Source organism: Polaromonas sp. P4_F9 (genome assembly GCF_056401235.1).
This window is the reverse complement of sequence record NZ_JBFUJT010000008.1, coordinates 142,194-166,499: the sequence shown is the minus strand read 5'-3', so window position 1 is coordinate 166,499 and position 24,306 is coordinate 142,194. Positions and strand designations below refer to the sequence as shown.

The following is a 24,306-nucleotide window of genomic DNA, read 5'->3' as shown; positions in this document are numbered from 1 at the left end:
GCTTTTCACTTCGTGTAATGCGCTGCCTCCCGAGGGGGCTTCAGCCGCCTTGGGGCGGCCCGTCGGCGTCTGAGGTGCCGCCATGTATTCCTGGAGCTACATCACCGGAGACATTCCGCTCACCCTGGACGCCAGCCGCTTTCGCCGTGCCTTGGGCTCATTCCCGACGGGCGTCTGCCTGGTTACCACGGTAGGCCCCGACGGAAAGCGCGAGGGAATGACCATCAACTCCTTCGCCTCGGTTTCCCTCACCCCGCCCCTGGTGCTGTGGAGCATCCGTGACGACACGCGCAGCGCCGAGGTGTTCCTCACCAGCCGCAGCTACATCATCAGCATTCTCGCGAGCGACCAGAAAGAGCTGGCGTCGCACTTCGCCAAGCCGGCGCTCGACAAGTTTGCGCTGTACGAGGACGCGTTCACCGTGGGCATCGGCGGGTGCCCCAGGCTGCGCCACAGCGCAGCCACCTTCGAATGCTCGTCCTACTCCCGTTATCAGGAAGGTGACCACACCATTCTCGTCGGCAGGGTTGACGCGTTTTCGAACTCCGAGTCGACACCGCTGCTTTTCCATTCCGGGCAAATGGGCTCCGTCTGGGAAGTGGCGGAGAAGATCCCGCAGCAGGCTTGAGCAAATGAAAACTTAGGAGACCTCGATGAATATCAACACTGTCGACCTGAATCTGTTTCTTGTCTTTCAGGCCATCTATGTGACGCGCAGTGTCACGCTGGCTGGCGATCGGATCGGCATGACGCAGTCAGCCGCGAGCAACGCACTCAAGCGCATGCGCGAACGGTTCGGAGATCCCCTTTTTGTCAGGACGATCGAGGGGATGGTTCCTACGCCCTTGGCCGAGCGGCTCATCGTCTCGGTCGACGCGGGCTTGGGCAAGTTCGCACAAGCCATCGATCAGGGACGCCAGTTTGACCCGTCGACCTCCGACCGCACCTTCCGGATCGCCATCAATGACATCGGCCAACTGATCATGATGCCGCAGCTGCTGGCAGCCGCTCAGAAAGAAGCGCCCGGCGTTCGCTTCGAGACGGTGGATGCATCGATGGCAGATGCAAGGCAAGGGATGATGCACGGGCAGATCGATCTTGCCGTGGGCAGCTGGAAGGCCATGGGCCAGACCTTCTACGAGCAAAGGCTCTTCGACGAGACCTTCGTGGTGCTGATGAGCAGCAGCAACCCGTTGGCTGCGGGCGAGATGCTCTTCGAGGACTACATGTCCGCCCAACACATCGCCTGCCGTCCCAGCGGCGCCACCGACACCGAGTTACAAAGCACCCTGAATCGCGCCGGCGTGCTGGGCCAGCGCAATGTGGTGCTGACGGCGGCGCATTCACTGGGCTTGTCCGCGATAGTCGCTTCGTCCAATCTGCTGCTCACCGCGCCCCGGCGACTGGTGCAGGCGATGATGTCAACCCGCGCCGACCTCAAGATGGGTCCCACGCCGTTCGAGGTGGCGCCTTTTGCCATCCGCCAGCAGTGGCACGAGAGATTTCGGCTCGACAGCGGCAATCAGTGGCTGAGAGCTCGCTTCTTCTCTCTCTTTCACGAGCCGTCGGTGCGCCAGGTCGTGGCGATGGCATTCGAGCGGCGCCAACACGCCCTGCGCTCTGTTGAAGATGAAGACGCCTATCCCATCCGCTGAACAGCCTGACTATGCCGCGTGCGATGGCGGCAGCCCCTCATAAGCCAGTTGCAGCAGGGTGCGTATGGCGTCGCGGTCCAGTGGACGAGGGTTCCAGTAGGCGTTCTGCATCGCCATGTCGGCCGCCTTGTCCAGGTCCTGCACCTTCATGCCGATCTCCATGAGGCTGACCGGTGCTCCGCAGGTTTTGGCCAGCTCCTGGATGGCGGCCGGGCCATCGGTACTCTTCATCGCCCGCTCCAGCCGATGCATCGCCTCGGGAGCGTGCCTATAGTTGTAGGCAAGCGCATAGGGAAGCACGACCGTGTGGGTTTCGGCGTGAGGCAGTCCGAAGCTGCCGCCCAGTGTGTGGCACAACTTGTGATGCAAGGCCATCCCGACCGAGCCCAGCACCGAGCCGCATAACCAGGCCCCATACAGCGCCATCTCCCGTGCCTGGAGGTGCGTCGGTGCAGCGATGAGCTTCGGCAGGGCTTCGGTCAACGCCCTGATCCCTTCTTCCGCCATCAGCGACGTGATGGGATTCGCGTCCCGTGCGTAGAGTCCCTCTGCCGCGTGCGCGATGGCGTTGATACCGCTGGTGATGGAGATGCTTGCGGGCAACTTCATCGTGAGTTGCGGATCGTAGATGACAACCTTGGGCAGCACCTTTGGGTCAGCACCGGTTTGCTTCCCCTGCGCGTCGGTGATGCCGTAGATAGGCGTCATCTCGGAGCCGGCATAAGTCGTGGGCATCGCCAGAATGGGCAAGCCCATGCTCAGAGCAATCGCCTTCGCCAGCCCAATGGTCGAGCCGCCTCCGACCGCGACGGTGCAATCGGCATTGGCCGCCCGGGCAGCCAGAAGACCCGCGGCGGCAACTTCGAGCGGGACGTGCATCTGTGCCTGATCGAACACGGCGACGGCTTTTGAACCCAAGGTGTGGACCACTGCTTCGGCCAGTGACCGCTGGTTAGGCGTGCAGAGCACGAGTGCACGCGTGCAGCCCATTTTGTCGAGCTCCCGCAAGGCATGCCGTGCACTGCCCGCGCCGAAGACGACACGCGCCGCGTTCGCGTTGTAGATGAACTCACCGATCTCGGAACGCATCGCTCAGCCGCACAGGTAATCGACTTGCCGGCTCTCAATCCGGACGCCCGCAAGTTCCGTGCGGACGCGCAGATGCTCCGGATGGGACGCGTACCCGGTCAGAGACTCCTGATCCGTGAATGTCGAGTTCAGGACTACATCGCTGGCATAGCTGATCCTCGACGAATCGATGCCTACTTCCAGCTCCACCAGCCCTGGAATTTTTCCCGCCAGTGACTCGAACGCTTTTCTGATCTTCTGGCAAGCGGTTTGACGTGCGTCCTCGCTATCGGCGTGGACGCGCCACATGACAATATGTTTGATGGTCATCTGCGAATATCCTGCAAAGGATTCAGAACGATGTCGTACCCGACCGTGTAGAAGGGGCTCGCAAGTTGACTGCCGTCGGGGGCGACGCCCGGTTCATGGCGGGTCCAGTCGGTGACCAGCGAGGAGCGCACCCCAAACACCGCGTCCGATTCCAGATACGAATCTCCCGCGCGGAAGATGTGGGTGATCAGGTTCTGAAACCCAGGCGCCTTCACCATGAAATGCAGGTGCGCCGGCCGCCACGGATGGCGGCCGAGTTGCTGCAGCATGCGTCCGACGGGCCCGTCGTGCGGTATCGGGTACGGTGCGGCAAGAATCGTCTTGAAGTAATACCGGCCGTCCGGCCCGCTTTCCAGCTCACCGCGCGCCTGGGCCCCCTCGAGTTCCGGGCGCTGAACGTCGTAAAAACCTTCCTCATCGGACTGCCAGACGGAAATCTGCGCGCCCTCAATCGCTTCTCCGCCAATGCTGCGAACCCTTCCGCTCACGTAGCAAGGCTGCCCCTTGGCACCATTCGAAATATCGTCCCCATTGGCGTACTTCGGCGCACCTTCGACGAAAAATGGCCCAAAGACAGTCGATTCGGTGCAGCCCGCCGGCTTGGCATTGTTTTGCGCAGTGACCAGGGTGGACAGACCCAGCGTGTCCGACAACAAAATGAACTCCTGTCTTTTGTCGTCGGTGATGTGGCCCGCCTCCGTCAGGAATTCAATCGCCAGAAGCCACTCTTTTTCGGTCAGCGCTACTTCACGGGCGAATTCGTGAAGGTGCCTCACCAGGCTCTCCATCACTTGTTTCAGCCGGGGATTGCCGCATTTTGCTTGGGCTTCCAGGACTGCCTGGGTAATCGTCCGCTCGTCAATGTCGATCACGCTCGCTCCTTCGACTTCCTCAGATGGCCAGCTTGAAAAGGTTCACCGCGTTGGTCCGGCCGATCTTCATGCGATCCGCTTCGCTGATGGAGGTACTGTTGAACCAATTGGACGCATGGTCGACATTCTCGAACGGCCAGTCGGTGGAGAAAAGAATCCGGTCGGAACCGACTTCGAGTATGGCATCGATCAAGGTCTGTGTCCTGAAGTTGCCGGAGGTCGTCAGATGAAAGTTTTGCTGGAAGTATTCCGCGAAGGTCTTCTTGGCTGGATAGGCTTTGGGAAGCTTTACCCAGGCGTTGCGATTGTCGATTCGCCACATGCTGTACGGCAATCCTTCGCCCATATGACCCAACACGATCTGCAGCTTGGGGTGACGATCAAACAGCCCGCTCGCCATCAGCCGCAAGGCGTGCACGGCGGTTTCCTGCCCGAATGCCCACGTCGGCCCCATGAGCCAGGGGTGACCCTCGTAGATCTGCGCCCACGAGGCGATGGGATTGCGCGGATGCAGATAAAAAGGTGCCTCGAGTGCCTCGGACCTGGCCCAGAAATCCGCGTACTGCGGCGCGTCATAGTAGACGACGTTTTCGGGCGTTCCCACTTGAGAAAATCCATTGACCAGTGCGCCCTTGAAACCCAACTCCTTCATACAGCGTTCAAGTTCGCGTGTTGCCGCATCCGGGTCCTGCATGGGCAAGGCAGCAAATGCCTGAAAGCGGTCGGGACGCTTGGCCACCTGTTCTGCCAGGTAGTCGTTGGCCCGGACGGCAATCTCGATGGCTTTGGCGGTCTCAGGAATAGCCTGCACCGCCGGTGCATTGAGCGAGAGGATCATCATCTCCATGCCGTTCTGATCCATTTCGCGCAGGCGGCCATCGTGAATATCGGTCAGCCGTTTGCTGAGCTCCTTCCAGTAGTCGCCCGGCACGAAGCCGGCTGAATCTTGAAGAGTCTCTGCGATTGCAAAGTGCTCTTCCAGGCCAATCTTTCCGTTCATTCAATGCTCCTGTTTAGGTTGGAATATCGGGCCCAGGTGGGACCGCAGTTGTTCGGTGGCGGCGAAATGCCTGGCGTTAAGCCTTGTCCTTGTATTTCTGGCAGGCCTTGGCGTAGCGTTCGTACTCCGCCAGCACGGCGGGCTTTTCGCGCAGAATCGCCATGGCTGATTCGTTGACCAGCCTGGAAAAGGACGACGCATCGTTGGCATTCATGGTGACCAGCTGGCCACTGTTTTGCGTCCACACAGTCTGAGCAGCCTGGATGTCCTTGGCGCCGAATTCATTGGTGGAAGGCTCGACACGAGAGGCCTCCTCGGTGATGACGGCACGCAGATCGGCAGGCAGTTTCGCCAGCCAGTTCTTGTTGCAAGCGGCGACCACAATGACAGGCCACTGCGACAACGAGGTCTGGTACTTGGCAGCGTCATAGAACTTGAGCGCCGAAAAAACGGTACTCGCAGCGATGAAGCCGTCGATCGCCCCGTTCTGAAGCGCCGGCATGACTTCGGACAAAGGCATGGGAACGGGCGTGGCGCCGAGCTTCTTTAAGGGCTCGATCTGCATGGGCGTGCTGAGTACCCGAATCTTCTGCCCCGAGAAATCGGCGATGCTGCGGATGGGCCGCCGCGAAACCACGTTTTGTGGGCTGTGCATGAAGACGGAGATGCTCTGCAGCCCTTTGTTGCCACCCATCGCAAATACCTGCTGACGGACTTCAGGATCCGAGAACGTCCGCTGCGCATGGGCGGTGTCCGCTATCAGTCCCGCAACATCCAGCACTTCGAATCGGGCGTCCAGACTGGTCAGAAAGCTGGAAGCCGTGACGAAGCACTCGATGGTGCCCAGCGCGGCGCCCTCCACCATTCGGGGAATGGCGCCCAACTGGCTCGCCGGATAGAGTTCGACCTTGATGCGGCCGGCACTCCTGGCCTCGACCGCGGCCTTGAAGCGCTTCATCCAGTGATGAATGACGTCATTGATGGTGGCCGAGGTCACCTTCATGACAATCTGGTTTTGCTGCGCGAAAAGAACCTGGGGCGCGGCCAAGGCCGCGGCAACGGCACCGGTCATGGCGCGACGGGAAAGCAATGCACTCATTTCATGTCTCCTTTTTGACGACGGGCCGCCCCTGGGCAAAATGCGCCCCCTCGGGGGGCAGCGAAGCGTGGGGGCGAGTGTTCATTCAATAAATCATTCGGACCAGTGCCATGGACAGCCAGGGCACATACGTGATCAGCGCCAGGGCCAGCAAGTACAGATAGAGGAAGGGAACGATGCCCTTGTAGATCACCTGCAACGGGAATTTGAATAGCGACTGGGTCACGAAGATATTCAGGCCGAACGGCGGATGGAACATGCCTATGGCCAGGTTCGTGGTGATCACGATCCCGAAGTGAACCGGATCGATCCCCGCGGCCTTGATGAGAGGCATGAGCAGTGGCGTGAGCACCAGAATGGCCGACAGCGGATCGATGAAGCAGCCCACCACGAGGAACACGATGTTCAGGACCAGAAGAATGGTCCACGGTGACAGTTGCCATCCCTGCACCAGCTCGACCAGCGCCAGCGGGATCTGGTGCACAGTCAAAATCCAGCCGAACACGTTGGCGCAGGCCACGATCAACAGGATCTGCGCTGTCAGCGTGACCGTCCGTGTGGCGCAGTCGATGATGTCGCCCCAACTCAGCTCGCGGTATATGAATCGCGTAACGAACGCCGCGTAGACACAGGCCACCGCGGCCGATTCGGTAGGAGACACGAAACCGCCGTAAATCCCGCCCAGGATGATGACTGGTGCGCCCAGGGCCCAGAGCCCACGCCGGAACGAAGCCAGCAGGAGCCGCAGCGAGAAGGACTGACCGTCGGAGATGTTCCTTCGCCTGGCGTACCACAGCACGTAAACAGCCAGGATGGCGGCAATGAGAAGCCCCGGAACGACGCCCGCCGCGTAGAGCTTGGGCACCGACTCGGACGCAGCGGCCGCATAGATGATCAAGGGCACTGACGGCGGGATGATGATGTCGATGGCGCCGACGGCGGTGATCAGACCCGCCCTGAAATCATCGGGATAGCCCCGCTCTTTCAAGGGTGGCAGCATCAGCTGCCCCACGGTCGCGACGGTGGCGGCACTCGCGCCCGACATCGCCCCGAACACGGCGGACGTTCCCACTGTTGCCAGGGGCAGGCTGCCTTTGAGGTGTCCCGTCGACGCTCGCATGATGTCGACGATGCGCGACGCCACACTGCCCCGGCCCATCAGTTCACCCGCGAAAATAAAGAACGGCACGGAAAGCAATGCAAAGCTGTCCAGTGCCCCGAATATCGTCTGATGAAGCACCGCGATCGGCACGTTCATCAAGAACAGAACGGTCGCCGCCGATGCCGTGAGCAGAACCAGGAATATCGGCACTCCCACAAGGAGCAGCACCAGGGGTACAAAGGCCAGGGTGATGCCGGTCATGAGGGTTCTCCGCTTTCGGCTTGCGCGCTGGTTATGGGTCTGTTGAGCCCCAATCGAATCAAATCCCAGCCGGAGGCCAGCGCCAAGCCGAGGAAGCCGGCCGCCGGGGCGGCATGCACCAGCCACATGGGAATGCCGGCGCCGTCGCTGCGTTGGCCCATGGTCATCATCTCGCTGGAAAACCCGATCGAAACCCAGGTCATGAGAATGCAAATCGCGAGCGAGAGCACCGCCTCGAAGAGCCCGCGCCACCAGCCAAGCTGCGGACCCAGCCTTTGCACAAAGATGTCCATCCGCAGGTGCATATGGCGAGCGCCAGCGACGGCCGCGCCCAGGAAGATGAGCCAGACCATCAGATAGACCTGGACCTCGTCGGCCCCCACCAGCGCCCGTCCGCCCGCGTATCGCAGCGCCGCGCTGGCAAAGTTCAACAGAACGACTGCGCAAAACATCAGGCCGAACAGGCGCTCGATGCTCGTCGCAAAACTCGTGATCCCGCGTGCAGGTGTTTGGCGCTGGACAGTTGGGACATCGACTATGTCCTTGATGGCGGTTGCTTTAGTCACATCCGCATTCTTTGCGCTCGTCGCCCGTCAGTCCAACAAGTTCTGCGGATGTGGACTATGCGGTTTATGAATTCACATCCTCCCGGCAGCGTTTTGCCAACTCAACGATATAGGGTTAGCCCCATTCCGATTCACCTGTCGAGCCACCCCCGCATTCTCTGACGTCGCGTTGTGATGTTTCATTAGTTGCGGTTGCGCTTGCGCCGTGCCGCCTGACGGCATTGCCAAAACCGTCACGGTGCATGCTTTTGCAAAATCATGTATGATGAATATCATGCGAAATACAAAGCACAACGCCAGAACGGCAGCCAAGGAGGCCTCACACGAACGCATCGTGTCCGTAGCTGCGCGGGCGATCCGTCGTAGCGGCTACGACGGCACCGGCGTCGCCGACATCATGAAGGAGGCCGGCCTGACCCATGGCGCCTTCTACGCCCACTTCGCGTCGCGCGAGGCCATGCTGGCGGAAGCAGCGAGTCGGGCGTGCGCGGAGTCCGCCGCCGTAGCGGCGGAGGTTGTCGCCAGCGTGCCCCCCGGGCAGGCTTTGGCATCCATGCTTCGCACCTACCTCTCGCGGGAGCACCTAGAGCAGGTAGAAATGGGATGTCCCCTGGCCGCGCTGGGCTCGGAGACGCCGCGCCAGGCACCCGAAGTACGCCGGGCGACCACCCGGCACATCAAGGAAATGATCGATCTTGTCGCCCGGCAGTCGCCTGACTGGGGGCAGCCCGGTGCCCACGAACGGGCACTCGTGACCGTGGCCACCATGGTGGGCACATTGCTGTTGGCTCGCGCAGTCGATGAACCCGCATTGGCGAACGCCCTGTGCGAGGCCGCACTGAAGCACCTGACCCCCGCCGCCTGAATCCACTGAGACACACCACCTTCTCCATCTTTTTCGCTCGCCAATACATATGATAAACATCATGCGAAATCAACATAACGCCTGTCCGGCGAGCGCTTCTGTTCGGCAATGCACCCCGCATGCCGACGAGCTCCGAATCCCACCCGCTGAAGGAGAAACATCATGAACATGAAATACAAGGTTGCCCTCGTGACGGGGGCCTCCTCGGGCATCGGCGAAGCGACCGCGCAGCGGCTTTCGCAGGCCGGCTACAAGGTGTACGGCACCAGCAGGCGCGGCGGCCAGGCAGGCCAGCGATCGTTCGAGATGCTGCCCCTGGATGTGACCCAGGACGAGTCGGTCGACGCTGCGGTCCAGAAGCTGATGCAGCTGGAAGGCCGCATCGACCTTCTCGTGAACAACGCGGGATTCAGTACTGCGCCTGCAGGTGCTGAAGAGAGTTCGATGGAACAGGTCCGATCCATCTTCGACACCAACTTCTTCGGAATCGTCCGAATGACCCGTGCGGTCCTGCCTCACATGCGACATCAGGGAAGCGGTCGCATCATCAACATCGGCTCCATCTTCGGCTTCCTGCCGATGCCCTACATGGCGCTCTATGCCGCGACCAAGCACGCGATCGAAGGTTATTCGGAATCACTCGACCATGAGTTGCGCACGATGGGCATCCGGGTCTCGGTGATCGAGCCTGCCAACACCAAGACGCAGTTTGACGCGAACTTGCTCCAAGCCGACGCCAAGCTGGATGCATACCGCGACGTTCGTGAGACCGTCGGCAAGCGGATGACCGAGTTGATCGAAGAGGCGGACGATCCGGCCGTCGTGGCCGAGACCGTGCTCAAAGCCGCGATCGCGGCCAGCCCGAAACTCCGATACACGCCCGGCAGCCGCGCCAGCCGCCTGCAGTTGCTCCGGACCTACGCGCCTGCAGGCATGGTGGACGCCGGCATCCGAAAAAACCTGCGTCTTGTCGCAGCCTGATTGCGGAACGCTGGAGAGCAAACATGGTGAACAAGAAACTGACGAAGGCCTTCACGCTGGCGCTCATGCTGGCCAGTGGTGGCGCGTTTGCGCAGGCCACCCCGATAGGGCTGTGGAAGGTGATCGACGACGAGACGAAGCAGCCTTTGTCGCACGTGCGCATCGGTGACGCGGGCGGCGTGCTGGGCGGCAGGATGGAGAAGCTGCTCGACCCATCGCGGCAGGACACGAAGTGCGACCAGTGCACCGACGAGCGCAAGAACCAGCCGATGCTCGGCATGATGATCATGCGCAACGTCAAGGCCGCCGGTGACGGTATCTGGGAGGGCGGCGAGATCCTCGATCCGAACAATGGCAAGGTCTATCGAGTGAGGCTGAAGCCGCTCGACGGAGGCAAGGTGCTCGAGGTGCGCGGCTACCTGGGACCGTTTTTTCGCACTCAGCACTGGCTGCGAGTCGAATAAGACACGGCAGATGCGCCGCCCCGTCGCGTTCCTCCACTGAAAGGCATTCCCCATGGAAACCAAAAATCCGATTGCGCTCGTCACAGGCGCCTCGTCTGGCGGTCGTGCGCGGCTATATCGACGTGCCCGTCCTGGGCCGGTCGCAAACCTGGTACGCCAGAAATAAGGAAAAACATGAAAGCTTTTATTCTCGAGCGCTATGGAAAAAAGCGCGCGTTGCGGTTGGCAGACATGCCAGATCCGGAACTGCGCGATGACGAGGTCCTGGTTCAGGTCCACGCCGCTGGCGTGAATCTGCTGGACTCCAAGATCCGGGATGGAGAGTTCAAACTCATCCTGCCCTATCGCCTGCCTCTCATCCTGGGCCACGACGTCGCTGGGGTGGTCGTCAAGGTTGGCGCGCGCGTGCGGCAGTTCAAGCTGGGCGATGAGGTCTATGCGCGGCCGGATGATTTTCGGATCGGTACCTTCGCTGAATTCGTCCCGGTCAAGGAGGCATCGCTTGCGCTCAAGCCCAAGGATCTCACGATGGAAGAAGCCGCTTCCATTCCCCTGGTGGCTTTGACGGCTTGGCAGGCACTGGTCGAGAAGGCCAACCTGAAGCAGGGGCAGAAGGTCTTCATTCAGGCGGGCTCCGGCGGTGTAGGCTCTTTTGCCATCCAGTTGGCCAAGCATCTGGGCACCACCGTTGCCACGACGACAAGCACGGCCAATGTCGCACTCGTAAAGAGCCTGGGCGCAGACGTCGTCATCGACTACAAGACGCAGGACTTTGAGGAGGTCTTGCGCGACTACGACGTGGTGCTGAACAGCCAGGACGGCAAGACGCTCGAAAAGTCCTTGCGCGTGCTCAAGGCCGGCGGCAAGCTCATCTCCATCTCCGGACCGCCTGATCCCGAATTCGGCAAGGAGATCGGGGCACCCGGATTCGTGAAACTGGTCATGCGGCTGCTGAGCTCAGGCATCCGGCGCAAGGCAAGGAGCCGCGGGGTCGGCTTCTCGTTCCTATTCATGAAGGCGAACGGGAGCCAGCTGCGCGAGATCACCCGCCTCTTCGATGCCGGCGTCATCCGCCCCGTGATGGACCGGGTCTTCCCGTTCGAATCAACCAACGAGGCCATGGCCTACGTCGAAGCTGGCCGCGCAAAAGGCAAGGTCGTCGTCAAGATCAAGTGAGTTTGTTCATGTCAGTGCGGCTGGAAGACCTGAAAGACCTGAAAGACCTGAAAGCCGGCAGCTGAATCTGTTTGTCCCCCTCCCCTTATTTTTTGGAGATTGCTATGAAAATCGAGAATTCTGTTGTCCTCGTCACGGGCGCCAATCGCGGCATCGGCCTGGCATTCGCGCGCGAACTGCTCGCCCGCGGTGCCCGCAAGGTCTACGCCGGCTCGCGCGACCCCGCAACCGTCACCCAATCCGGTGTTCAAGCCCTGCGACTCGACGTCACCACGCCGGCAGACGTGGCAGCCGCTGCAGCGCTGGCCTCGGATGTCACGCTGGTGATCAACAATGCCGGCATTGCCCAGCCGGGAGGTTTTCTCGCAGCCGACAGCGAAGACACCGCACGGCGCATCTTCGAGACCAACTTCTTCGCCGTGTTGCGCATGAGCAAGGCCTTCGCGCCGATTCTCAAAACCAACGGTGGCGGCGCGTTGCTCAACGTCTTGTCGGTTGCCTCGTGGGTGAACGGCGGCGAGTTGGCAGCCTATTCGGCAAGCAAGTCCGCAGCCTGGTCACTCACCAATGCCCTGCGCAGCGAACTGGCGGCGCAGAAGACGCAAGTGCTGGCGCTACACATGGCCTACGTCGATACCGATCTCACGCGCGGGTTCGATGTCCCGAAGTCCAGTCCTGAGGAGATCGTCAAGCGTGCGCTCGACGGACTCGAATCCGGCTTCGACGAGGTGCTGGCCGATGAACTCACCCTGCAGGTCAAGCGCGGGCTGACGGCGGCAAGGCCCAGCTACCTTCCGCAGGCGTCCTGAACCCGAAACCTGACTGGATCGCCAGCATGGCGACGTTTTACACGCCAGGCCCAAAGGGCTACACCGACTATCCGGCCCTTGCGCAACAATCCAGTGTGCCGGTATGAACCGACCACACCGGGAGGCTAGTTCGCGCCGGCGGCTCAACCAGTCGGGCGCCATCGTTGTACCCACTAAAAGAACTCAAATAACTCGGTGATCCAATCCTTCTTGTTCTGTTTCTGCGAAAAGCTGGGTCATCAGAGACTAACCCGCTGCCTCACATGCCGGATCAGCCCCTCACAAGCATCCTCCACCAGGTCCAGCACATGCTCAAAGCCATCCTTACCGCCGTAATAAGGGTCAGGCACCACGGGACTCTCGTGCTTCAGACAGAACTCAGTCAGCCTGCGTACCTTGCCTTGATATTCAGCGGGGCAGTCAGCCTGGATCAAAGCCAGGTTGTCCCAGTCCATTGCCAGGATCAAGTCGTGGCTCTCGAAGTCTAAGTCCACGATTTGACGGGCTCGCAGGTCCGACAGGTCATAGCCTCGCTTCACGGCGTGAGCCTGGGAACGTTCGTCTGGCGGGTTACCGGCGTGGTAGTTGTGCGTGCCGGCCGAGTCCACTTGTACCTGATCGGCCAGGCCATGCTCGATGAGCTTTTGCCGGAATACACCATGGGCCGTGGGGCTTCGGCAGATGTTGCCCATGCAGACGAAGAGAACTGAGTAGGTTTTCATTGGGACAGCTGCACTTTAGCCAGCTACAGGCGCGACCGGTCTTAGCCACACTGCAGCAGCCTCTTCCGGCGGCATGGAACGAAGCTGCGCGTCCTGCCATATCGCCACAGCAACCTCTTCAAGTTGAGCCGTCTCAACCGTGTGCCAACGCTCGTGCAGCTTCTCCCCACACTTGGCAATCCACTGGCTTGGGGTCATCTCGTCCATGACTTAAATATACTGTATAAATCCACAGCTTGTCCAGTAAGATGGTTGGCAATCGCAGGAAAAAGGAAACAGAGCCATGCAGCACCCTTCACCTCAAAGTCAACCGCGCCGAGCAATGCCTTCGTCTCCCCCTCCGCGTCTACGCAAGGTTTCTCCTTGGCCTTTTCCTGCTGCAGTGAAATGGCACTCGGAGGCTGACACCATGGCGAATGCTCGGCGGATCGTTGAGACTACTGCGCAGCAATGGGCAGTGAAGCAGGATGGCTTTTAGTGGGTGCCTCACATTCTCGATCTCAATCTGATCGATTCGCTTCACTGTTGAGCCCGGAAAAGCTGACTCAAAAAAACCCGCCGCCCCTGGCAAGTGCTGACACCGACGTGGGGGCTGCGTGCTCGCAGACGCGCTCGACCCATGCTAATTGCGGTACGGATTGTCCGGGAGGCGGTCGTAGCGGTTGCGAACGCCGTCACCGTCACGATCGCGGTCGTCCTGGTTCATGATGCCGTCGCGGTCTAGATCACCGTAAGGGCCGTAAAGGCGTGCATGGCGCCGCTGGTTGCGCGGGCTGTCCGGATCGTAGACGTTGGCGATGCCATCGCGGTCGTGGTCGCCGTAAGGGCCGCGGCGTTCCCAGTTCTGCCTGTCATAGCGCCCATAGTGGCCCGGCGCGGGCGTGTAGACCGGCTGGGGATCCACGTACACGGGGCGAGGTGCCGCGTAAACAGCCCGGGGCTGGACGTAGACCGGCTGGGGCTGCACATACACAGGAGCCGGCTGCACGTAGACTCCCGGTGACTGCACGCCGACAGAGAAGTAAACGTCGCTACGGGCGTGCGCCGCCGAAGCCGCCGCGAAAGCGCCCAGTGCGACCGCAACTGCTGCGAGCGATTTGGTGGAAATGAGAGGTTTCATGAAAGCTCCTTGGGTTGGCATGGATCACATCTTGCGCGTCCGTGTATGAACGCAAGCTGAACCGATTCAAGAAAGATTCTGAGCAGGCTGGCAGTCAAGCGGCCGGCAGGACAATGTCCACCTTGCGCCCCACCCCACTCGGAGCGAGACAGCTTCAGCTCACCTTCGCGGCTGGCCACCAGGTCAGTGACGACCGCCAAGCCGGCGCCATGGCCGGGCTCAGCACACTCATAGCACTGATTTCCTGCTGGTCGGTCAGACCCGCTCGAAAATCGCCGCAACCCCTCAGATGGGCGTCGAGATCACCCGCGAACTAGCGGCCGTCATCGCCAGAATTAACGAGCGCCCACGCCGAGCGATTAGCACTTATTTGATTCAAGACGAGAACGGGCAGCCGTTGACGCAGTTCGCCCTACGCTCCCGCTTCGACAAGGCACGTACCCTCGCGAAAGTGGATTTTCAGTTCCGGGACATACGGGCGAAAGCTGCGACCGACACTGGCGATTTGGCGCACTCGCAACGCTTGCTAGGACATAGGAATAGAGAGATGACAGAGCATTACGTAAAGGTCAGAATGGGCGGTCGCGTCAAACCACTTCGGTAAATGTTCGCGCCTTCGCCTGTGCGCATTCGCGGTGAACCCGCCAGGTTCAGAGCCTATCGCAATGAACAGATCTACAGGCAATTTGGAAAATATGGAGCGGGAAAAGAGTCTCGAACTCTCGACCTCAACCTTGGCAAGGTTGCGCTCTACCAACTGAGCTATTCCCGCGCATGACCGCTGCTGCGATCAAAGAAAAACCCATCGCGTGGATGGGCTTTCAAATTTGGTGGCCTGGGGCGGAATCGAACCACCGACACAAGGATTTTCAATCCTCTGCTCTACCGACTGAGCTACCGGGCCTGAGCCTAAGATTATATATCAGCCGCAGGCACCGCTAAAAAAGCGGCTGCCCCGGCACTCAAGCGGCGCGCTTGCCGCGCGTGAGATCAACGCCCAATTGCTTCAGCTTGCGGTAGAGGTGGGTGCGTTCCAGACCGGTCTTCTCGGCCACGCGGGTCATGGAGCCGCCCTCTTTGGCGAGGTGAAATTCAAAATAGGCTTTTTCAAACTCGTCACGCGCATCGCGCAGCGGCTTTTCAAGCAGGAAGCTCTGCGTGGCCTGCGGTCCCAGGTCGATGGGTGCGGGCAAGATGCTGCCCGTCATGACGGCTTCCACCGTGAGATCCGCCGAATGCACCGTCGCATGGTTCAGGATGGCTGGCTTGCGGGCCGCTGTTTTGGTGAGGCCCTGCTCCACGGCCTTGAGCAGTTTTTGCAGGGTGATGGGTTTTTCAAGAAACGCCATGGCACCAATTTTGGTGGCCTCTACCGCGGTGTCTATGGTGGCGTGGCCGCTCATCATGATGACGGGCATGCTGAGCAGGCCGCTGGACGACCACTCCTTGAGCAGTGTCACGCCATCGGTGTCGGGCATCCAGATGTCGAGCAGCACCAGGTCGGGCCGGGTGCGCGAACGGGCGGCACGCGCCTGCGCTGCGTTTTCAGCCAGTTCGACCTGATGTCCTTCGTCATTGAGAATTTCCGAGAGAAGGTCGCGTATGCCCAGCTCGTCGTCGACCACCAGAATATTTGCCATGATTGAATTGCTGCCCTGCCAGTTGTTGCCGATGCGGAGTGTCGTTGAATGTGTTACTGAATGTGTTGTTAAACCACAACTGCAAATGATAACGACACTTGAGCCCCTTGCACCACACCGTCCACCACGCGGTTGGAAATATCGATGCGTGCGCCGTGTTCATCTGCAATCTTCTTGACGACAGCAAGACCCAGGCCAGTGCCTTTGACCTTGGTGGTCACGTAGGGCTCAAAGGCCCGCTTGAGGATGTACTCGGGAAAGCCGGTGCCGTTGTCGCGCACGCTCAGGCGTACGCGCTTCGAGGTGTCGGAGTATTCGGTTTTCAGGGTGACACGGGCATCCGGCCTGCCTTCCTGCGCGTCCTGCGCGTTTTGCAGCAGGTTGTGAATGACCTGGCGCAGCTGCTGGCCATCGCCCTGAATCAGCGGGGCTTTGGGGTCCAGCTCGGCATAAACGGGCACCACCGCGTTCTCGCCGGCGTACAGCTGCATCACATCGTTGACCAGCGCATTGAGGTCAATGGATTTGAGTTCGGCGGCAGGCAGGCGGGCGTAGTCGCGAAACTCGTTGACGAGGCGCTTCATGGCGTCAACCTGGTCCACGATGGTTTTGACGGATTTGGTCAGCAGCGCCTGCTCGGTTTCGCCGACCTTGCCCGTGAGCTTCATCTCCAGGCGCTCGGCCGACAGCTGGATGGGCGTGAGGGGGTTCTTGATTTCATGCGCCAGCCTGCGTGCGACTTCGCCCCAGGCTTGCGCCCGCTGGGCCGACACCATTTCAGAGATGTCGTCGAACACCAGCAAAAACTCTTCGGTGCCCGGCATTTTGGCGCCGCGCGCAATCAGGGTGATGGCGTTGTCGGGTGCGCCGGGCACGGCGGCCTTGAGTTCAAACGATTGCTGCCAATGCTCCAGCCCATGCGGTGCGTTGTTGTTGAGGTAGTCGGCAAACTGGGCCAGCACATCCTTGGCGAATACCTCCAGGCCCGGCACTTCGCCGAGGGACTTGCTGTGGTAGGCCGCCAGCGGCGCGCGCAGGATGCGGGTCGCGCCCGGGTTGCTGGACTGGATGCGGCCGCGCACGTCGAGCACGATGACGCCCGCGGTGAGGTTGTCCAGGATGGTCTGCAGGTTGGCGCGCGCGGCGTCGACCTGGTTCATGCTTTGCTGCACCGCGGAACGGGCATCGGCCAGCTGCTGCGTCATGTCGGCAAATGAACGGGTCAGGCCACCCAGTTCGTCCTTGCCCTGCAACGCGGCCTTGGGTGTCAGGTCGCCCCGGGCGACCTGCCTCACGCCTTCGGCCAGCACCAGCAGCGGCTTGGCCAGCTGGTTGCCCAGCAAGACCGCCAGCAGCACGGCGCCAAACACCGCCAGGAAGAGGCTGAGCGTGAGGGTGCCGATGTACATCTTGCGCAGGCCGCTGCGCGCCAGCGCGCGCTCCTGGTATTCACGGTTGGCCTCCTGCACGGCAATGGCGTTGGCCACCAGGCTCGCGGGCAATATCTCGGTCACCTGCAAAAAGCGCGAATCCCCCAGGACATTCACATTCGGGTTGTTGACCACGGCAATGGCCTTGACGCGCGGCGGCGTATTGGCCGCCGCTGCGGCGGCGCCGGCACTGGCCGCCCCGCTGCCGGCCAGCTCGCCGGTGCCGCCGGGGGACACCTCGTCCAGGCCTTCGATCTGGGTAACGACGCGCAGGGTGCGCGCGCTGCGCAGTTGCTGCGCCGAGGGGCGTTCGGGTTTGAGCAAAAAGCGCGATTCGCCCGCACTCGCAATCACCTGGCCCGATGCACTCCAGAGCACCACATCGCTGGCCGTGAGCTGGTCACGCAGGCGCTCCAGCGCCAGGCCGGCCATGGCATCGGGGGTTTCCGACAATTGCGTGGCGGCCTGCTTCGTCTTGTTGGCCAGGTCGGCCGCCAGGGTGTCCAGCGTGACACGCCCCAGGTTCAGGCCGGCCGCCAGCGCCCCTTCCACTTCCACGTCAAACCAGGTTTCGATGGAGCGCGACACGAACTGATAGGACACGACATAAATCATCAGGCCCGGGAGCAGGCCCACCAGCGCAAAGATGGCCGCCAGCTTGACGAGCAGGCGGCTGCCGAAACGGCCTCGGTGCAGCCGCAGCGCCAGGCGCAGCACGATCCAGCCGATCACCAGCAGCAAGAGCACGGCCACGGCCACGTTCAGCACAAAGAGCAGCGCGTAATTGCGTTCGTACAGCTCGCGATTGCCGGTGGCCTGGGTCAGCAGGAACATCAATACCAGACCAAGGGCGGCCATGGTTCCCACGCCCACGCCCACGGTCCAGCGAAAGGCCTTGCTGCTTTTGATCGAATCCACGTTGCGCGGACCGCTCACTTGCTTCCCTCGGTGCTGCCGGCTGCGGGCGCCGCTGGCTCCAGCCTCAGCCTCTCCTTGAGCTGCGCGGACACCGCCCACTCCCGCTGGCCGGCCACGCCGATCTGGAAGGGGCGTGGCAGTTGCGACAGGTCGAGCCGGAAACTGAATTCGAGCTTGTGCGTGGCATCGAGATCGACATCGGATGTTTCGGCAATTTTCCAGCGGGCCACGCGCTGGATGGCCGACAGGGCTTCGGGCAGGGTGTCGTAGTTCTGGTTGAGCGTGGCACGCAAGCCGGCCGAGCTGCTGATCAGGCCCGAGGCCACGTTGACGCGCCAGCGCCGGGTCAGGGGCTGGTAGGCCAGGCGGATGGTGCGGGCGGCGCTGGCCACCCGCGGATCCGTCCAGTACCAGCGCTCGCGGTAGATGTCGGCCTCGACCACGAAAAACATCGGGATGCCCTTGAGCAGGGCGTCTTCCACCACCGGCGGTATGTCAAACCGGACCAGCGCCGACAGGTGGATGCCGTCATCGGCGCGTTCGACGCGCAGCTGGGATATCTCGGTGGCCGACGCCGCCCCCGCCCCGCAGGCCAGCAGCGCGCACAGGTAAAAACCCAGCAGGAAGCGCGCAACGGTGCTAAGGGTTGCGTTTTTCAAGAATGGCGTAATAAAAACCGTCGTGCTCACGCATCAAATTGTCCGGGAAGACTGTCGCTCCGGCCCCACTTTGGGGCAGCAAATGCCCTGGCGATGGCATTAATAAAGCATCTGTGTGGTGTGCAACAAACGTTTGTATCTGGTTGTCGCCTTCCGCCCGGAAAACCGAGCAGGTGCAATACAACAGCCGTCCACCCGGTTTGAGCAGCGGCCACAGCGCCTGGAGCAAATGCGCCTGGATGCCGGCCAGCTGGGCAATGTCGGTCGGCCGGCGCAGCCAGCGCACGTCGGGATGGCGCCGCACAATGCCCGAGGCGGTACAGGGCGCGTCGAGCAGGATGCCGTCGTAAGGCTGGCCGTCCCACCAGTCCTGCGGGCGGCCTGCATCGGCAACCTCGATGTGCGCCTGCAGGCCCAGGCGCCCCAGGTTTTGTGCGATGCGCGTGCAACGGCGGGCGTCGATGTCGAGCGCGGTCACGTCGCAGTCGGCCAGCTCCAGCAGGTGGGCGGTTTTACCGCCGGGCGCGGCGCAGGCGTCCAGGATCCTCGGGCGCGCGCCCTGCCCGTCGCCAGTGTTCAGCCCCTCGAGCAACAACGGCGCGGCGAGCTGCGCAGCGGCATCCTGCACCGAAAAATGCCCCTCGGCAAAACCCGGCAGCGACGGCACAGGCTGGGCGCTGGCCAGGATCACACCCTGTTTTCCCACCGAGGTCGCTGCAATATTCATAGCAGACAGTGCCAGCAAATACTGTGCTTGCGTCGTCTTTCGTTCATTAACCCGCAGAATCAGCGGTGCCCGGGAGTTGTTGGCCTGCAGGATGGCCTGCCATTGCCCAGGGTGGTCCTTGCGCACCCGGTCTATCCACCACTGCGGGTGGTTCCAGACGGCCTGGGGACTTTTTTCGCTGCGCGCCACCAGGTCGTCCCGCTCGCGCAGGAAGCGCCGCAGGCAGCCGTTGATGAAACTGGCCTGGTGCTGCGTGGCGTCGCCGCGCTTGGCGGCCTCAACGGCCTGGTCAACCAGGGTGTGCGCCGTGTACCTGGCCCCCACGCTTGTCGCTTCGCGTACTACGCTGCCCCCCGAGGGGGCTAATTTTCCTAGGGGCGGCCCGTCGGAAAATTGTTCCGCATTGCGGACATCGATTTCGTTCCAGGCCAAGGCCAGGGCCACGCACAGCAAGGCGTCGGCCTCAGGTGGCGGCGGGCGTTTGGCCAGTTGCTGGCGCAAGGCCTCGGCGCGGCCCAGCCAGCGCAGCGTGTGAAAGCCCAGGGACTGGACGCCGGGCCGCAGCGCGGCGTCGACGTCCTCGAGCGCGGCCGTCATGGACTGGCCATCACGCACGGCCATCAAAAGGGAAGCAGCCCCCTGAAGCTGGCGCCACAGGGGAATTTGGGTCGGGTTGTCTTGCATCGGGGTATTAGACCAGCCCCCACGGTTGCTCACTGCGTGTAGCGCCCTGCCCCCCGAGGGGGCCGCCCGCCTGTGGCCCGGCAAAGCCGGTTCCACGGCTCATGCTGGGTTTAAGAGTTCAGGGGACACTACCAGCGGGGGCCGCGGGACTGGCTTTGCCAGACCGCTGGCGCCGCCCCCTTGAGGGGGAACAGGCTACACGCAGTGAGCCTGGACGGGGGTGCCTTATATACACGCCTGCGGTCCGGCAAAGCCAGTCCCGTGGCCCCTGCTTGCAATTCGGAGTGGCCAGTGGGGTGGCCCGCCCGGGGCCAATCTCAGGTCAGGGTATCTGCCCAGATGTTGCTCGCCCAGTTCAGGGCATAAACACCTTCGAGTTCAGTCGGACCGGCGCTGACACCGCCCGAGCCGGCCACGGTCTTGAAGGTTTTTTCGGCGGCCACATACTCGTGCACGCTGGCCACGTGAATCACATTCTTGTTGTCGACGAAGCTGTAGCAGGTGTTGGTGAGCATGGGCGCGGGGTTCACGTCCCAGCCGGAGAGCTGCGCCACGATCGCGGCGGCGGCCACCTTGCCATGGTTGTTGGCCATGTGGCCGCTCTTGGGCATGGCGGGCGCCACCTGGATGGCGTCGCCCAGCACATGCACGTCTTTGGCGGCGGTCGACTCAAAGCTCAGGTAATTGACGCCGCACCAGCGATTGTTGGCCTGGTTGTTGAGGCCCGCCAGCACGGCAATCGCGCCGGCACGCATGGGCGGCAGCACGTTCAGCACGTTGGCCTTGACGTCGTCCTGCAGATCAAACCTGATGAGGCCCGCTTTCGCATCGACCGCAGTGACCTTGTGCTGGCTGCGGTACTCGACCATGCCCTTGTACTGCTCGGCCCAGACCTTCTTGAACAGGGGGCCTTTGGAGGTGACATCAGGGTTGGCGTCCAGGATCAACACCTTGCTGCGCGGCTTGGCGGCCTTGAAATAGCCGGCAATGACCGACGCGCGCTCATAAGGGCCGGGCGGGCAGCGGTAGGGAGCTTCGGGAATGGTGATGGCATACACGCCGCCGTCGGGCATGGCTTCGAGTTGCCGGCGCAGCGCCATGGTTTCGGCGCCGGCCTTCCAGGCCTGAAGAATCTGGCCGGCGGCATTGGCTTCCCTCAGGCCTTCCACGCTGCCCAGCAACAGCTCCACACCGGGCGAGACGACCAGCTTGTCGTAGGCGACGGTGGTGCCGCTCCCAAGCGTGACGGTCTTGCGGGCGGTATCGATGGCGCTGGCGTAGTCCTTGACGACGGTGATGCCGTGATTTCTCGACAGACCCGTGTAGGGCGTCGTGAGGTCGCCGAGCTGCTTGCCGCCGCTGAGCACCAGGTTGGAGATGGGGCAGGAGATGAAGACGTCCTGCGGCTCGATCAGCACCACATCAATCTTGTTGGCCGACAGCAGACGCACATACTTGGCGGCCGTGGCCCCGCCGTAGCCGCCGCCAATCACCACCACCCGGGCTTTGGAAGGAGTGCCGGAGGTGCTGGCGCAGCCGGCCAGGCCCAGCAGCCCCGCTGCGGCCGTTGATTGCAGGAAGGAACGGCGTTTGAAATGAGAGGTATTCATCATGATGTTCGGTCCTGGCTGGCTTATTTCTTCCGGGCGGCGAAGTAGGCCGCCAGCGACTCGATCTGCGCATCGCTAAAGCCTTTGCTGATCTGGTGCATCACGGTGGCCGGTCGGGTGCCCGCCTTGAAGGCCTTCATCTGGGCAGTGATGTAATTCTTGTCGAGCCCTGCCAGCGACGTCACGCTGGAGCCGTCGACCACCTTGCCGTTGGTGCCGTGGCAGTTGGCACAGGTCGCGGCCAGGCTTGCGGCGTACAGCGCCTCCTGGGGACCGGCAGCCTGCGCCCACGCGCTTCCCGGCGGGCAGAACGCAAGGCACAGCAAGGACATCGTGAGGCTTGCGGTGGTTTTATTTTTCATGGCTTCTCCTGACATTGCGACCAGCTGACAATTTAACGCGGTACCCGGTGCACCCTATAGGGAGTATCCAGTACGTCGAAAGCCAAACGGCCTGCGCGCTCCGGCATTCAAATCATGTGCCAGGTTCGCATGCGCCAATCATCGCGGGCGCTTTGGCCGGATTTAAAAAATGGCGTCGGGCCGCGTGGCCACTTCATCGTCACGCTGCGCCGGCAGTGCGGCCATGGGCCGGCCATAGATGCGGCGAATGCGCTCGGACAGGGGCGGATGGCTGGCAAACCAGCGGGCATGCGGATTCGCGTTGACCAGGAGCATGTGCTGCACCGCCGGGTGCAGGCTGCGCCGCATGCCCAGGCCCTGCGCCTCCTCCCCCGCCACCTTGCGCAGCACACCGCCCAGGCCGTCCTTGCTGCGTGTGAACTGCACAGCCCGGGCGTCCGCCAAATACTCGCGCTGACGCGAGACTGCGGCCTTCAGCATCCGGCCCGCCAGCCAGCCCAAAGAACCGGTGGCCATGATCGCGAAGCCCGGCAAGGCCATGAAGGAGCGATGGCCGTCCCCATCGGTCTCGCACATGCTGCGGCCCAGATTGAAAATCATCTCCAGCCCGAACACCATGCCGCCCAGCCGCATGTTCAGGCGGGTATCACCCTCGCGCAGATGGCTGAATTCGTGGGCCACCAGGCCCTGCAGTTCATCACGCGTCAGCTTGTCGAGTGCGCCGCGCGTGACGGCCACGACCGCGTCATCCTCGTCCCAGCCGGTGGCAAAGGCGTTGATGCCCTCTTCCCGGTCCAGCACCATGGGCACCGGCGGCTTCATGCTGGCGGCGATGGCCAGTTCGCTGACGATGTTGCACAGCTTCTGTTCAGCCGCGCGGCTGGACGGCCAGGCCTCGCGCGCACCGGCGCGGCGTGCCAGCTTTTCACCGCCACCCTGCAAGGCCGAGGTCTCCAGCCACCAGCCGCCCAGCACGAACAGCAGGGTCATGCCGGTGTTGACCGCAAAAAAATAGGCCGGGTAATCGCCGAGTCCCAGAGTCACCAACCGCCAGCTCAGGGCCAGCGCGGCGTTGACAGCCAGCACCAGCGCCAGCACCGTCAGTCCAAAGAGCAGCAGCAGCCTGGCGGTCTGCGCGCGGGCCGCTTCCTGCCGTTCAAAGAAGCGCATTCATATTCCCACGGGTCACCTCACCCTTCGATACCTCAAGGCGATCGGGAAGACCTACGGAGGCTCCAAACCAGCCAGGGCCGCGGGAGCTACACGCAGCGAGCGAGCGTGGGGGCTCTTCATCCCAGCAGGGGCCGCGGGACTGGCTTTGCCAGACCGCAGGCGCAGCGGCCCCCGAGGGGCTGGAGCCCGCGGCTCCAAGCCTGCCTGCGCAGGCTTGGACGGGCGACAGAGGCGAAGCGTCCCGCAAGCCGCGGCCTGCAAGGCCTCGCGCAGTACGCGAAGCGACAAGCGTGGGGGCCATCACTACATCTGGATGCGCACGGCCTGGCGCTCGGCCGCGCTCTCCGTCGCGCGCAGCATGGCCGAAGGCGCAAAACCAAACACGCGGGCAATCAGCACGGCCGGGAATTGCCCCTGTGCGTTGTTGTAGTCCAGCACCGCATCGTTATAGGCCTGCCGCGCAAAGCCGACCTTGTTCTCGGTACTGGTGAGTTCTTCGCTCAGGTCGCGGATGGTCTGGTCGGCTTTCAGCTCGGGGTAGGCCTCGGCCACCGCGAACAGCTGCCCGAGGCTGCTGTCCAGGGCCTGCTCGGCGGCGGCCAGCGTGGTCACGGCGGCGGCATTGGCCGGGCGGCTTCGCACCGCATCGCTGGCGGTACGCGCCTGGTTGCGCGCGGCCATCACCGCCTCCAGCGTACTCTGCTCGTGCTGCAGGTATTTCTTGGCGGCCTCCACCAGATTGGGAATCAGGTCATAGCGCCGCTTGAGCTGCACATCGATCTGGCCGAAGGCGTTGGCGATGAGGTTTTTCAGGCGCACCAGGCGGTTGTAGGCGCCCACCGCCCAGCACACCAGCAGGGCGAGCACGGCGATCGAAACCAGGTTACTGAGGGACATGGATCTTCCTTGAAGCAGAGTGACAGGCAGGCAAACCCGGAGGCAACGCCAACGCGTGCCGCGAGGTTAACTGCTTTTCGGCCGGATCGACAAGGCATCCCCCGTCGACACGACTT

Annotated in this window: 25 protein-coding genes and 2 tRNA genes; 8 read left to right on the top strand and 19 right to left on the bottom strand. The window is 62.3% G+C overall.

Annotation, left to right across the window (positions count from 1 at the left end; translation table 11 throughout):
• Positions 1 to 82 precede the first annotated feature (82 nt).
• The gene (locus AC1DUB_RS09540; RefSeq protein ID WP_477729352.1) at positions 83 to 628 is read left to right on the top strand and encodes a flavin reductase family protein; all 546 of its coding nucleotides are present in this window, start codon (positions 83 to 85) and stop codon (positions 626 to 628) included.
• 25 nt (positions 629 to 653) lie between these two features.
• The gene (locus tag AC1DUB_RS09535) at positions 654 to 1,655 is read left to right on the top strand and encodes a LysR family transcriptional regulator (RefSeq protein ID WP_477729351.1); all 1,002 of its coding nucleotides are present in this window, start codon (positions 654 to 656) and stop codon (positions 1,653 to 1,655) included.
• Between the two features lie 9 nt (positions 1,656 to 1,664).
• On the opposite strand, the gene AC1DUB_RS09530 is transcribed toward AC1DUB_RS09535, so the two are convergent.
• From AC1DUB_RS09530 to AC1DUB_RS09500, 7 genes are all read right to left on the bottom strand, one after another.
• Positions 1,665 to 2,744 (bottom strand): maleylacetate reductase, encoded by a 1,080-nt coding sequence (locus AC1DUB_RS09530; RefSeq protein WP_477729350.1) that lies wholly within the window; start codon positions 2,742 to 2,744, stop codon positions 1,665 to 1,667.
• Positions 2,745 to 2,747: 3 nt separating this feature from the next.
• A complete protein-coding gene (locus AC1DUB_RS09525; RefSeq protein WP_477729349.1) occupies positions 2,748 to 3,053 on the bottom strand; it encodes a Dabb family protein in 306 nt (101 codons plus the stop codon).
• Entirely contained in the window at positions 3,050 to 3,925 is an 876-nt protein-coding gene (locus AC1DUB_RS09520) for an intradiol ring-cleavage dioxygenase (RefSeq protein ID WP_477729348.1), read from the bottom strand. Before AC1DUB_RS09520 ends, AC1DUB_RS09525 begins: the two co-directional genes overlap by 4 nt.
• Positions 3,926 to 3,944: 19 nt before the next feature.
• Positions 3,945 to 4,925, bottom strand: coding sequence for an amidohydrolase family protein (locus tag AC1DUB_RS09515; protein ID WP_477729347.1), 981 nt, complete (start codon positions 4,923 to 4,925; stop codon positions 3,945 to 3,947).
• A gap of 76 nt (positions 4,926 to 5,001) precedes the next feature.
• Entirely contained in the window at positions 5,002 to 6,024 is a 1,023-nt protein-coding gene (locus AC1DUB_RS09510) for a TRAP transporter substrate-binding protein (RefSeq protein WP_477729346.1), read from the bottom strand.
• 85 nt (positions 6,025 to 6,109) lie between these two features.
• Positions 6,110 to 7,387, bottom strand: coding sequence for a TRAP transporter large permease (locus AC1DUB_RS09505; protein WP_477719215.1), 1,278 nt, complete (start codon positions 7,385 to 7,387; stop codon positions 6,110 to 6,112).
• Complete coding sequence (locus tag AC1DUB_RS09500) at positions 7,384 to 7,953, bottom strand: TRAP transporter small permease (RefSeq protein ID WP_477729345.1); 570 nt, start codon at positions 7,951 to 7,953, stop codon at positions 7,384 to 7,386. Before AC1DUB_RS09500 ends, AC1DUB_RS09505 begins: the two co-directional genes overlap by 4 nt.
• A 262-nt stretch (positions 7,954 to 8,215) precedes the next feature.
• On the opposite strand from AC1DUB_RS09500, the gene AC1DUB_RS09495 reads away from it, so the two are divergent.
• The 5 genes from AC1DUB_RS09495 (at position 8,216) to AC1DUB_RS09475 (ending at position 12,248) form a co-directional block, all read left to right on the top strand.
• Entirely contained in the window at positions 8,216 to 8,818 is a 603-nt protein-coding gene (locus AC1DUB_RS09495; protein WP_477729344.1) for a TetR/AcrR family transcriptional regulator, read from the top strand.
• A gap of 162 nt (positions 8,819 to 8,980) precedes the next feature.
• Positions 8,981 to 9,799 (top strand): oxidoreductase, encoded by an 819-nt coding sequence (locus AC1DUB_RS09490; RefSeq protein ID WP_477729343.1) that lies wholly within the window; start codon positions 8,981 to 8,983, stop codon positions 9,797 to 9,799.
• Positions 9,800 to 9,822: 23 nt separating this feature from the next.
• Positions 9,823 to 10,263, top strand: a complete 441-nt coding sequence (locus AC1DUB_RS09485) for a DUF2147 domain-containing protein (protein ID WP_477729342.1) — start codon at positions 9,823 to 9,825, stop codon at positions 10,261 to 10,263.
• A gap of 174 nt (positions 10,264 to 10,437) precedes the next feature.
• Positions 10,438 to 11,439 (top strand): NADP-dependent oxidoreductase, encoded by a 1,002-nt coding sequence (locus tag AC1DUB_RS09480; RefSeq protein WP_477729341.1) that lies wholly within the window; start codon positions 10,438 to 10,440, stop codon positions 11,437 to 11,439.
• A gap of 104 nt (positions 11,440 to 11,543) precedes the next feature.
• Positions 11,544 to 12,248: an SDR family oxidoreductase gene (locus tag AC1DUB_RS09475; protein WP_477729340.1), complete on the top strand. Its 705-nt coding sequence runs from the start codon at positions 11,544 to 11,546 to the stop codon at positions 12,246 to 12,248.
• Positions 12,249 to 12,487: 239 nt separating this feature from the next.
• Here AC1DUB_RS09475 and AC1DUB_RS09470 read toward each other — a convergent pair whose 3' ends face one another.
• Positions 12,488 to 12,970, bottom strand: coding sequence for a low molecular weight protein-tyrosine-phosphatase (locus tag AC1DUB_RS09470; RefSeq protein WP_477729339.1), 483 nt, complete (start codon positions 12,968 to 12,970; stop codon positions 12,488 to 12,490).
• A 622-nt stretch (positions 12,971 to 13,592) separates the two neighbouring features.
• On the bottom strand, positions 13,593 to 14,090 hold the full coding sequence (locus AC1DUB_RS09465) for a hypothetical protein (RefSeq protein WP_477729338.1): 498 nt from the start codon (positions 14,088 to 14,090) through the stop codon (positions 13,593 to 13,595).
• A 289-nt stretch (positions 14,091 to 14,379) separates the two neighbouring features.
• Here AC1DUB_RS09465 and AC1DUB_RS09460 point away from each other — a divergent pair, with 289 nt between their 5' ends.
• Entirely contained in the window at positions 14,380 to 14,694 is a 315-nt protein-coding gene (locus AC1DUB_RS09460; RefSeq protein ID WP_477729337.1) for a tyrosine-type recombinase/integrase, read from the top strand.
• Between the two features lie 92 nt (positions 14,695 to 14,786).
• Here the strand turns inward: AC1DUB_RS09460 and AC1DUB_RS09455 are convergent.
• The 10 genes from AC1DUB_RS09455 to AC1DUB_RS09410 all read right to left on the bottom strand — a co-directional run bounded on the left by AC1DUB_RS09455 (position 14,787) and on the right by AC1DUB_RS09410 (position 24,190).
• A tRNA-Gly gene (locus AC1DUB_RS09455) sits at positions 14,787 to 14,862 on the bottom strand.
• A 56-nt stretch (positions 14,863 to 14,918) separates the two neighbouring features.
• Positions 14,919 to 14,994, bottom strand: a tRNA-Phe gene (locus AC1DUB_RS09450).
• Positions 14,995 to 15,052: 58 nt separating this feature from the next.
• Complete coding sequence (locus AC1DUB_RS09445) at positions 15,053 to 15,730, bottom strand: response regulator (protein WP_477719225.1); 678 nt, start codon at positions 15,728 to 15,730, stop codon at positions 15,053 to 15,055.
• Positions 15,731 to 15,798: 68 nt separating this feature from the next.
• Entirely contained in the window at positions 15,799 to 18,096 is a 2,298-nt protein-coding gene (locus AC1DUB_RS09440) for a sensor histidine kinase (RefSeq protein ID WP_477729336.1), read from the bottom strand.
• On the bottom strand, positions 18,093 to 18,737 hold the full coding sequence (locus AC1DUB_RS09435; RefSeq protein ID WP_477729335.1) for a DUF4390 domain-containing protein: 645 nt from the start codon (positions 18,735 to 18,737) through the stop codon (positions 18,093 to 18,095). The genes AC1DUB_RS09440 and AC1DUB_RS09435 overlap by 4 nt, the downstream gene beginning before the upstream one ends.
• The gene (gene rsmB / locus AC1DUB_RS09430) at positions 18,718 to 20,148 is read right to left on the bottom strand and encodes a 16S rRNA (cytosine(967)-C(5))-methyltransferase RsmB (RefSeq protein ID WP_477729334.1); all 1,431 of its coding nucleotides are present in this window, start codon (positions 20,146 to 20,148) and stop codon (positions 18,718 to 18,720) included. The genes AC1DUB_RS09435 and rsmB overlap by 20 nt, the downstream gene beginning before the upstream one ends.
• Before the next feature lie 317 nt (positions 20,149 to 20,465).
• Positions 20,466 to 21,758, bottom strand: a complete 1,293-nt coding sequence (locus tag AC1DUB_RS09425; protein ID WP_477729369.1) for an FCSD flavin-binding domain-containing protein — start codon at positions 21,756 to 21,758, stop codon at positions 20,466 to 20,468.
• A 23-nt stretch (positions 21,759 to 21,781) separates the two neighbouring features.
• A complete protein-coding gene (locus tag AC1DUB_RS09420; RefSeq protein WP_477729333.1) occupies positions 21,782 to 22,120 on the bottom strand; it encodes a c-type cytochrome in 339 nt (112 codons plus the stop codon).
• Positions 22,121 to 22,282: 162 nt separating this feature from the next.
• Complete coding sequence (locus AC1DUB_RS09415) at positions 22,283 to 23,290, bottom strand: M48 family metalloprotease (RefSeq protein ID WP_477729332.1); 1,008 nt, start codon at positions 23,288 to 23,290, stop codon at positions 22,283 to 22,285.
• 306 nt (positions 23,291 to 23,596) lie between these two features.
• Positions 23,597 to 24,190 (bottom strand): LemA family protein, encoded by a 594-nt coding sequence (locus tag AC1DUB_RS09410; RefSeq protein ID WP_011485316.1) that lies wholly within the window; start codon positions 24,188 to 24,190, stop codon positions 23,597 to 23,599.
• Positions 24,191 to 24,306 lie beyond the last annotated feature (116 nt).

Excerpts from the sequence above, each read along its gene's own strand:
- AC1DUB_RS09415 (WP_477729332.1), bottom strand. The coding sequence starts at position 23,290 with ATGCGCTTCTTTGAACGGCAGGAAGCGGCCCGCGCGCAGACCGCCAGG.
- AC1DUB_RS09530 (WP_477729350.1), bottom strand. The coding sequence starts at position 2,744 with ATGCGTTCCGAGATCGGTGAGTTCATCTACAACGCGAACGCGGCGCGT.
- AC1DUB_RS09460 (WP_477729337.1), top strand. The coding sequence starts at position 14,380 with ATGGGCGTCGAGATCACCCGCGAACTAGCGGCCGTCATCGCCAGAATT.
- AC1DUB_RS09510 (WP_477729346.1), bottom strand. The coding sequence starts at position 6,024 with ATGAGTGCATTGCTTTCCCGTCGCGCCATGACCGGTGCCGTTGCCGCG.
- AC1DUB_RS09485 (WP_477729342.1), top strand. The coding sequence starts at position 9,823 with ATGGTGAACAAGAAACTGACGAAGGCCTTCACGCTGGCGCTCATGCTG.
- AC1DUB_RS09535 (WP_477729351.1), top strand. The coding sequence starts at position 654 with ATGAATATCAACACTGTCGACCTGAATCTGTTTCTTGTCTTTCAGGCC.
- AC1DUB_RS09490 (WP_477729343.1), top strand. The coding sequence starts at position 8,981 with ATGAACATGAAATACAAGGTTGCCCTCGTGACGGGGGCCTCCTCGGGC.
- AC1DUB_RS09470 (WP_477729339.1), bottom strand. The coding sequence starts at position 12,970 with ATGAAAACCTACTCAGTTCTCTTCGTCTGCATGGGCAACATCTGCCGA.
- AC1DUB_RS09495 (WP_477729344.1), top strand. The coding sequence starts at position 8,216 with ATGATGAATATCATGCGAAATACAAAGCACAACGCCAGAACGGCAGCC.
- AC1DUB_RS09445 (WP_477719225.1), bottom strand. The coding sequence starts at position 15,730 with ATGGCAAATATTCTGGTGGTCGACGACGAGCTGGGCATACGCGACCTT.
- AC1DUB_RS09480 (WP_477729341.1), top strand. The coding sequence starts at position 10,438 with ATGAAAGCTTTTATTCTCGAGCGCTATGGAAAAAAGCGCGCGTTGCGG.
- AC1DUB_RS09465 (WP_477729338.1), bottom strand. The coding sequence starts at position 14,090 with ATGAAACCTCTCATTTCCACCAAATCGCTCGCAGCAGTTGCGGTCGCA.
- AC1DUB_RS09540 (WP_477729352.1), top strand. The coding sequence starts at position 83 with ATGTATTCCTGGAGCTACATCACCGGAGACATTCCGCTCACCCTGGAC.
- AC1DUB_RS09515 (WP_477729347.1), bottom strand. The coding sequence starts at position 4,925 with ATGAACGGAAAGATTGGCCTGGAAGAGCACTTTGCAATCGCAGAGACT.
- AC1DUB_RS09420 (WP_477729333.1), bottom strand. The coding sequence starts at position 22,120 with ATGAAAAATAAAACCACCGCAAGCCTCACGATGTCCTTGCTGTGCCTT.
- AC1DUB_RS09425 (WP_477729369.1), bottom strand. The coding sequence starts at position 21,758 with ATGAATACCTCTCATTTCAAACGCCGTTCCTTCCTGCAATCAACGGCC.
- rsmB (WP_477729334.1), bottom strand. The coding sequence starts at position 20,148 with ATGCAAGACAACCCGACCCAAATTCCCCTGTGGCGCCAGCTTCAGGGG.
- AC1DUB_RS09475 (WP_477729340.1), top strand. The coding sequence starts at position 11,544 with ATGAAAATCGAGAATTCTGTTGTCCTCGTCACGGGCGCCAATCGCGGC.
- AC1DUB_RS09525 (WP_477729349.1), bottom strand. The coding sequence starts at position 3,053 with ATGACCATCAAACATATTGTCATGTGGCGCGTCCACGCCGATAGCGAG.
- AC1DUB_RS09410 (WP_011485316.1), bottom strand. The coding sequence starts at position 24,190 with ATGTCCCTCAGTAACCTGGTTTCGATCGCCGTGCTCGCCCTGCTGGTG.
- AC1DUB_RS09505 (WP_477719215.1), bottom strand. The coding sequence starts at position 7,387 with ATGACCGGCATCACCCTGGCCTTTGTACCCCTGGTGCTGCTCCTTGTG.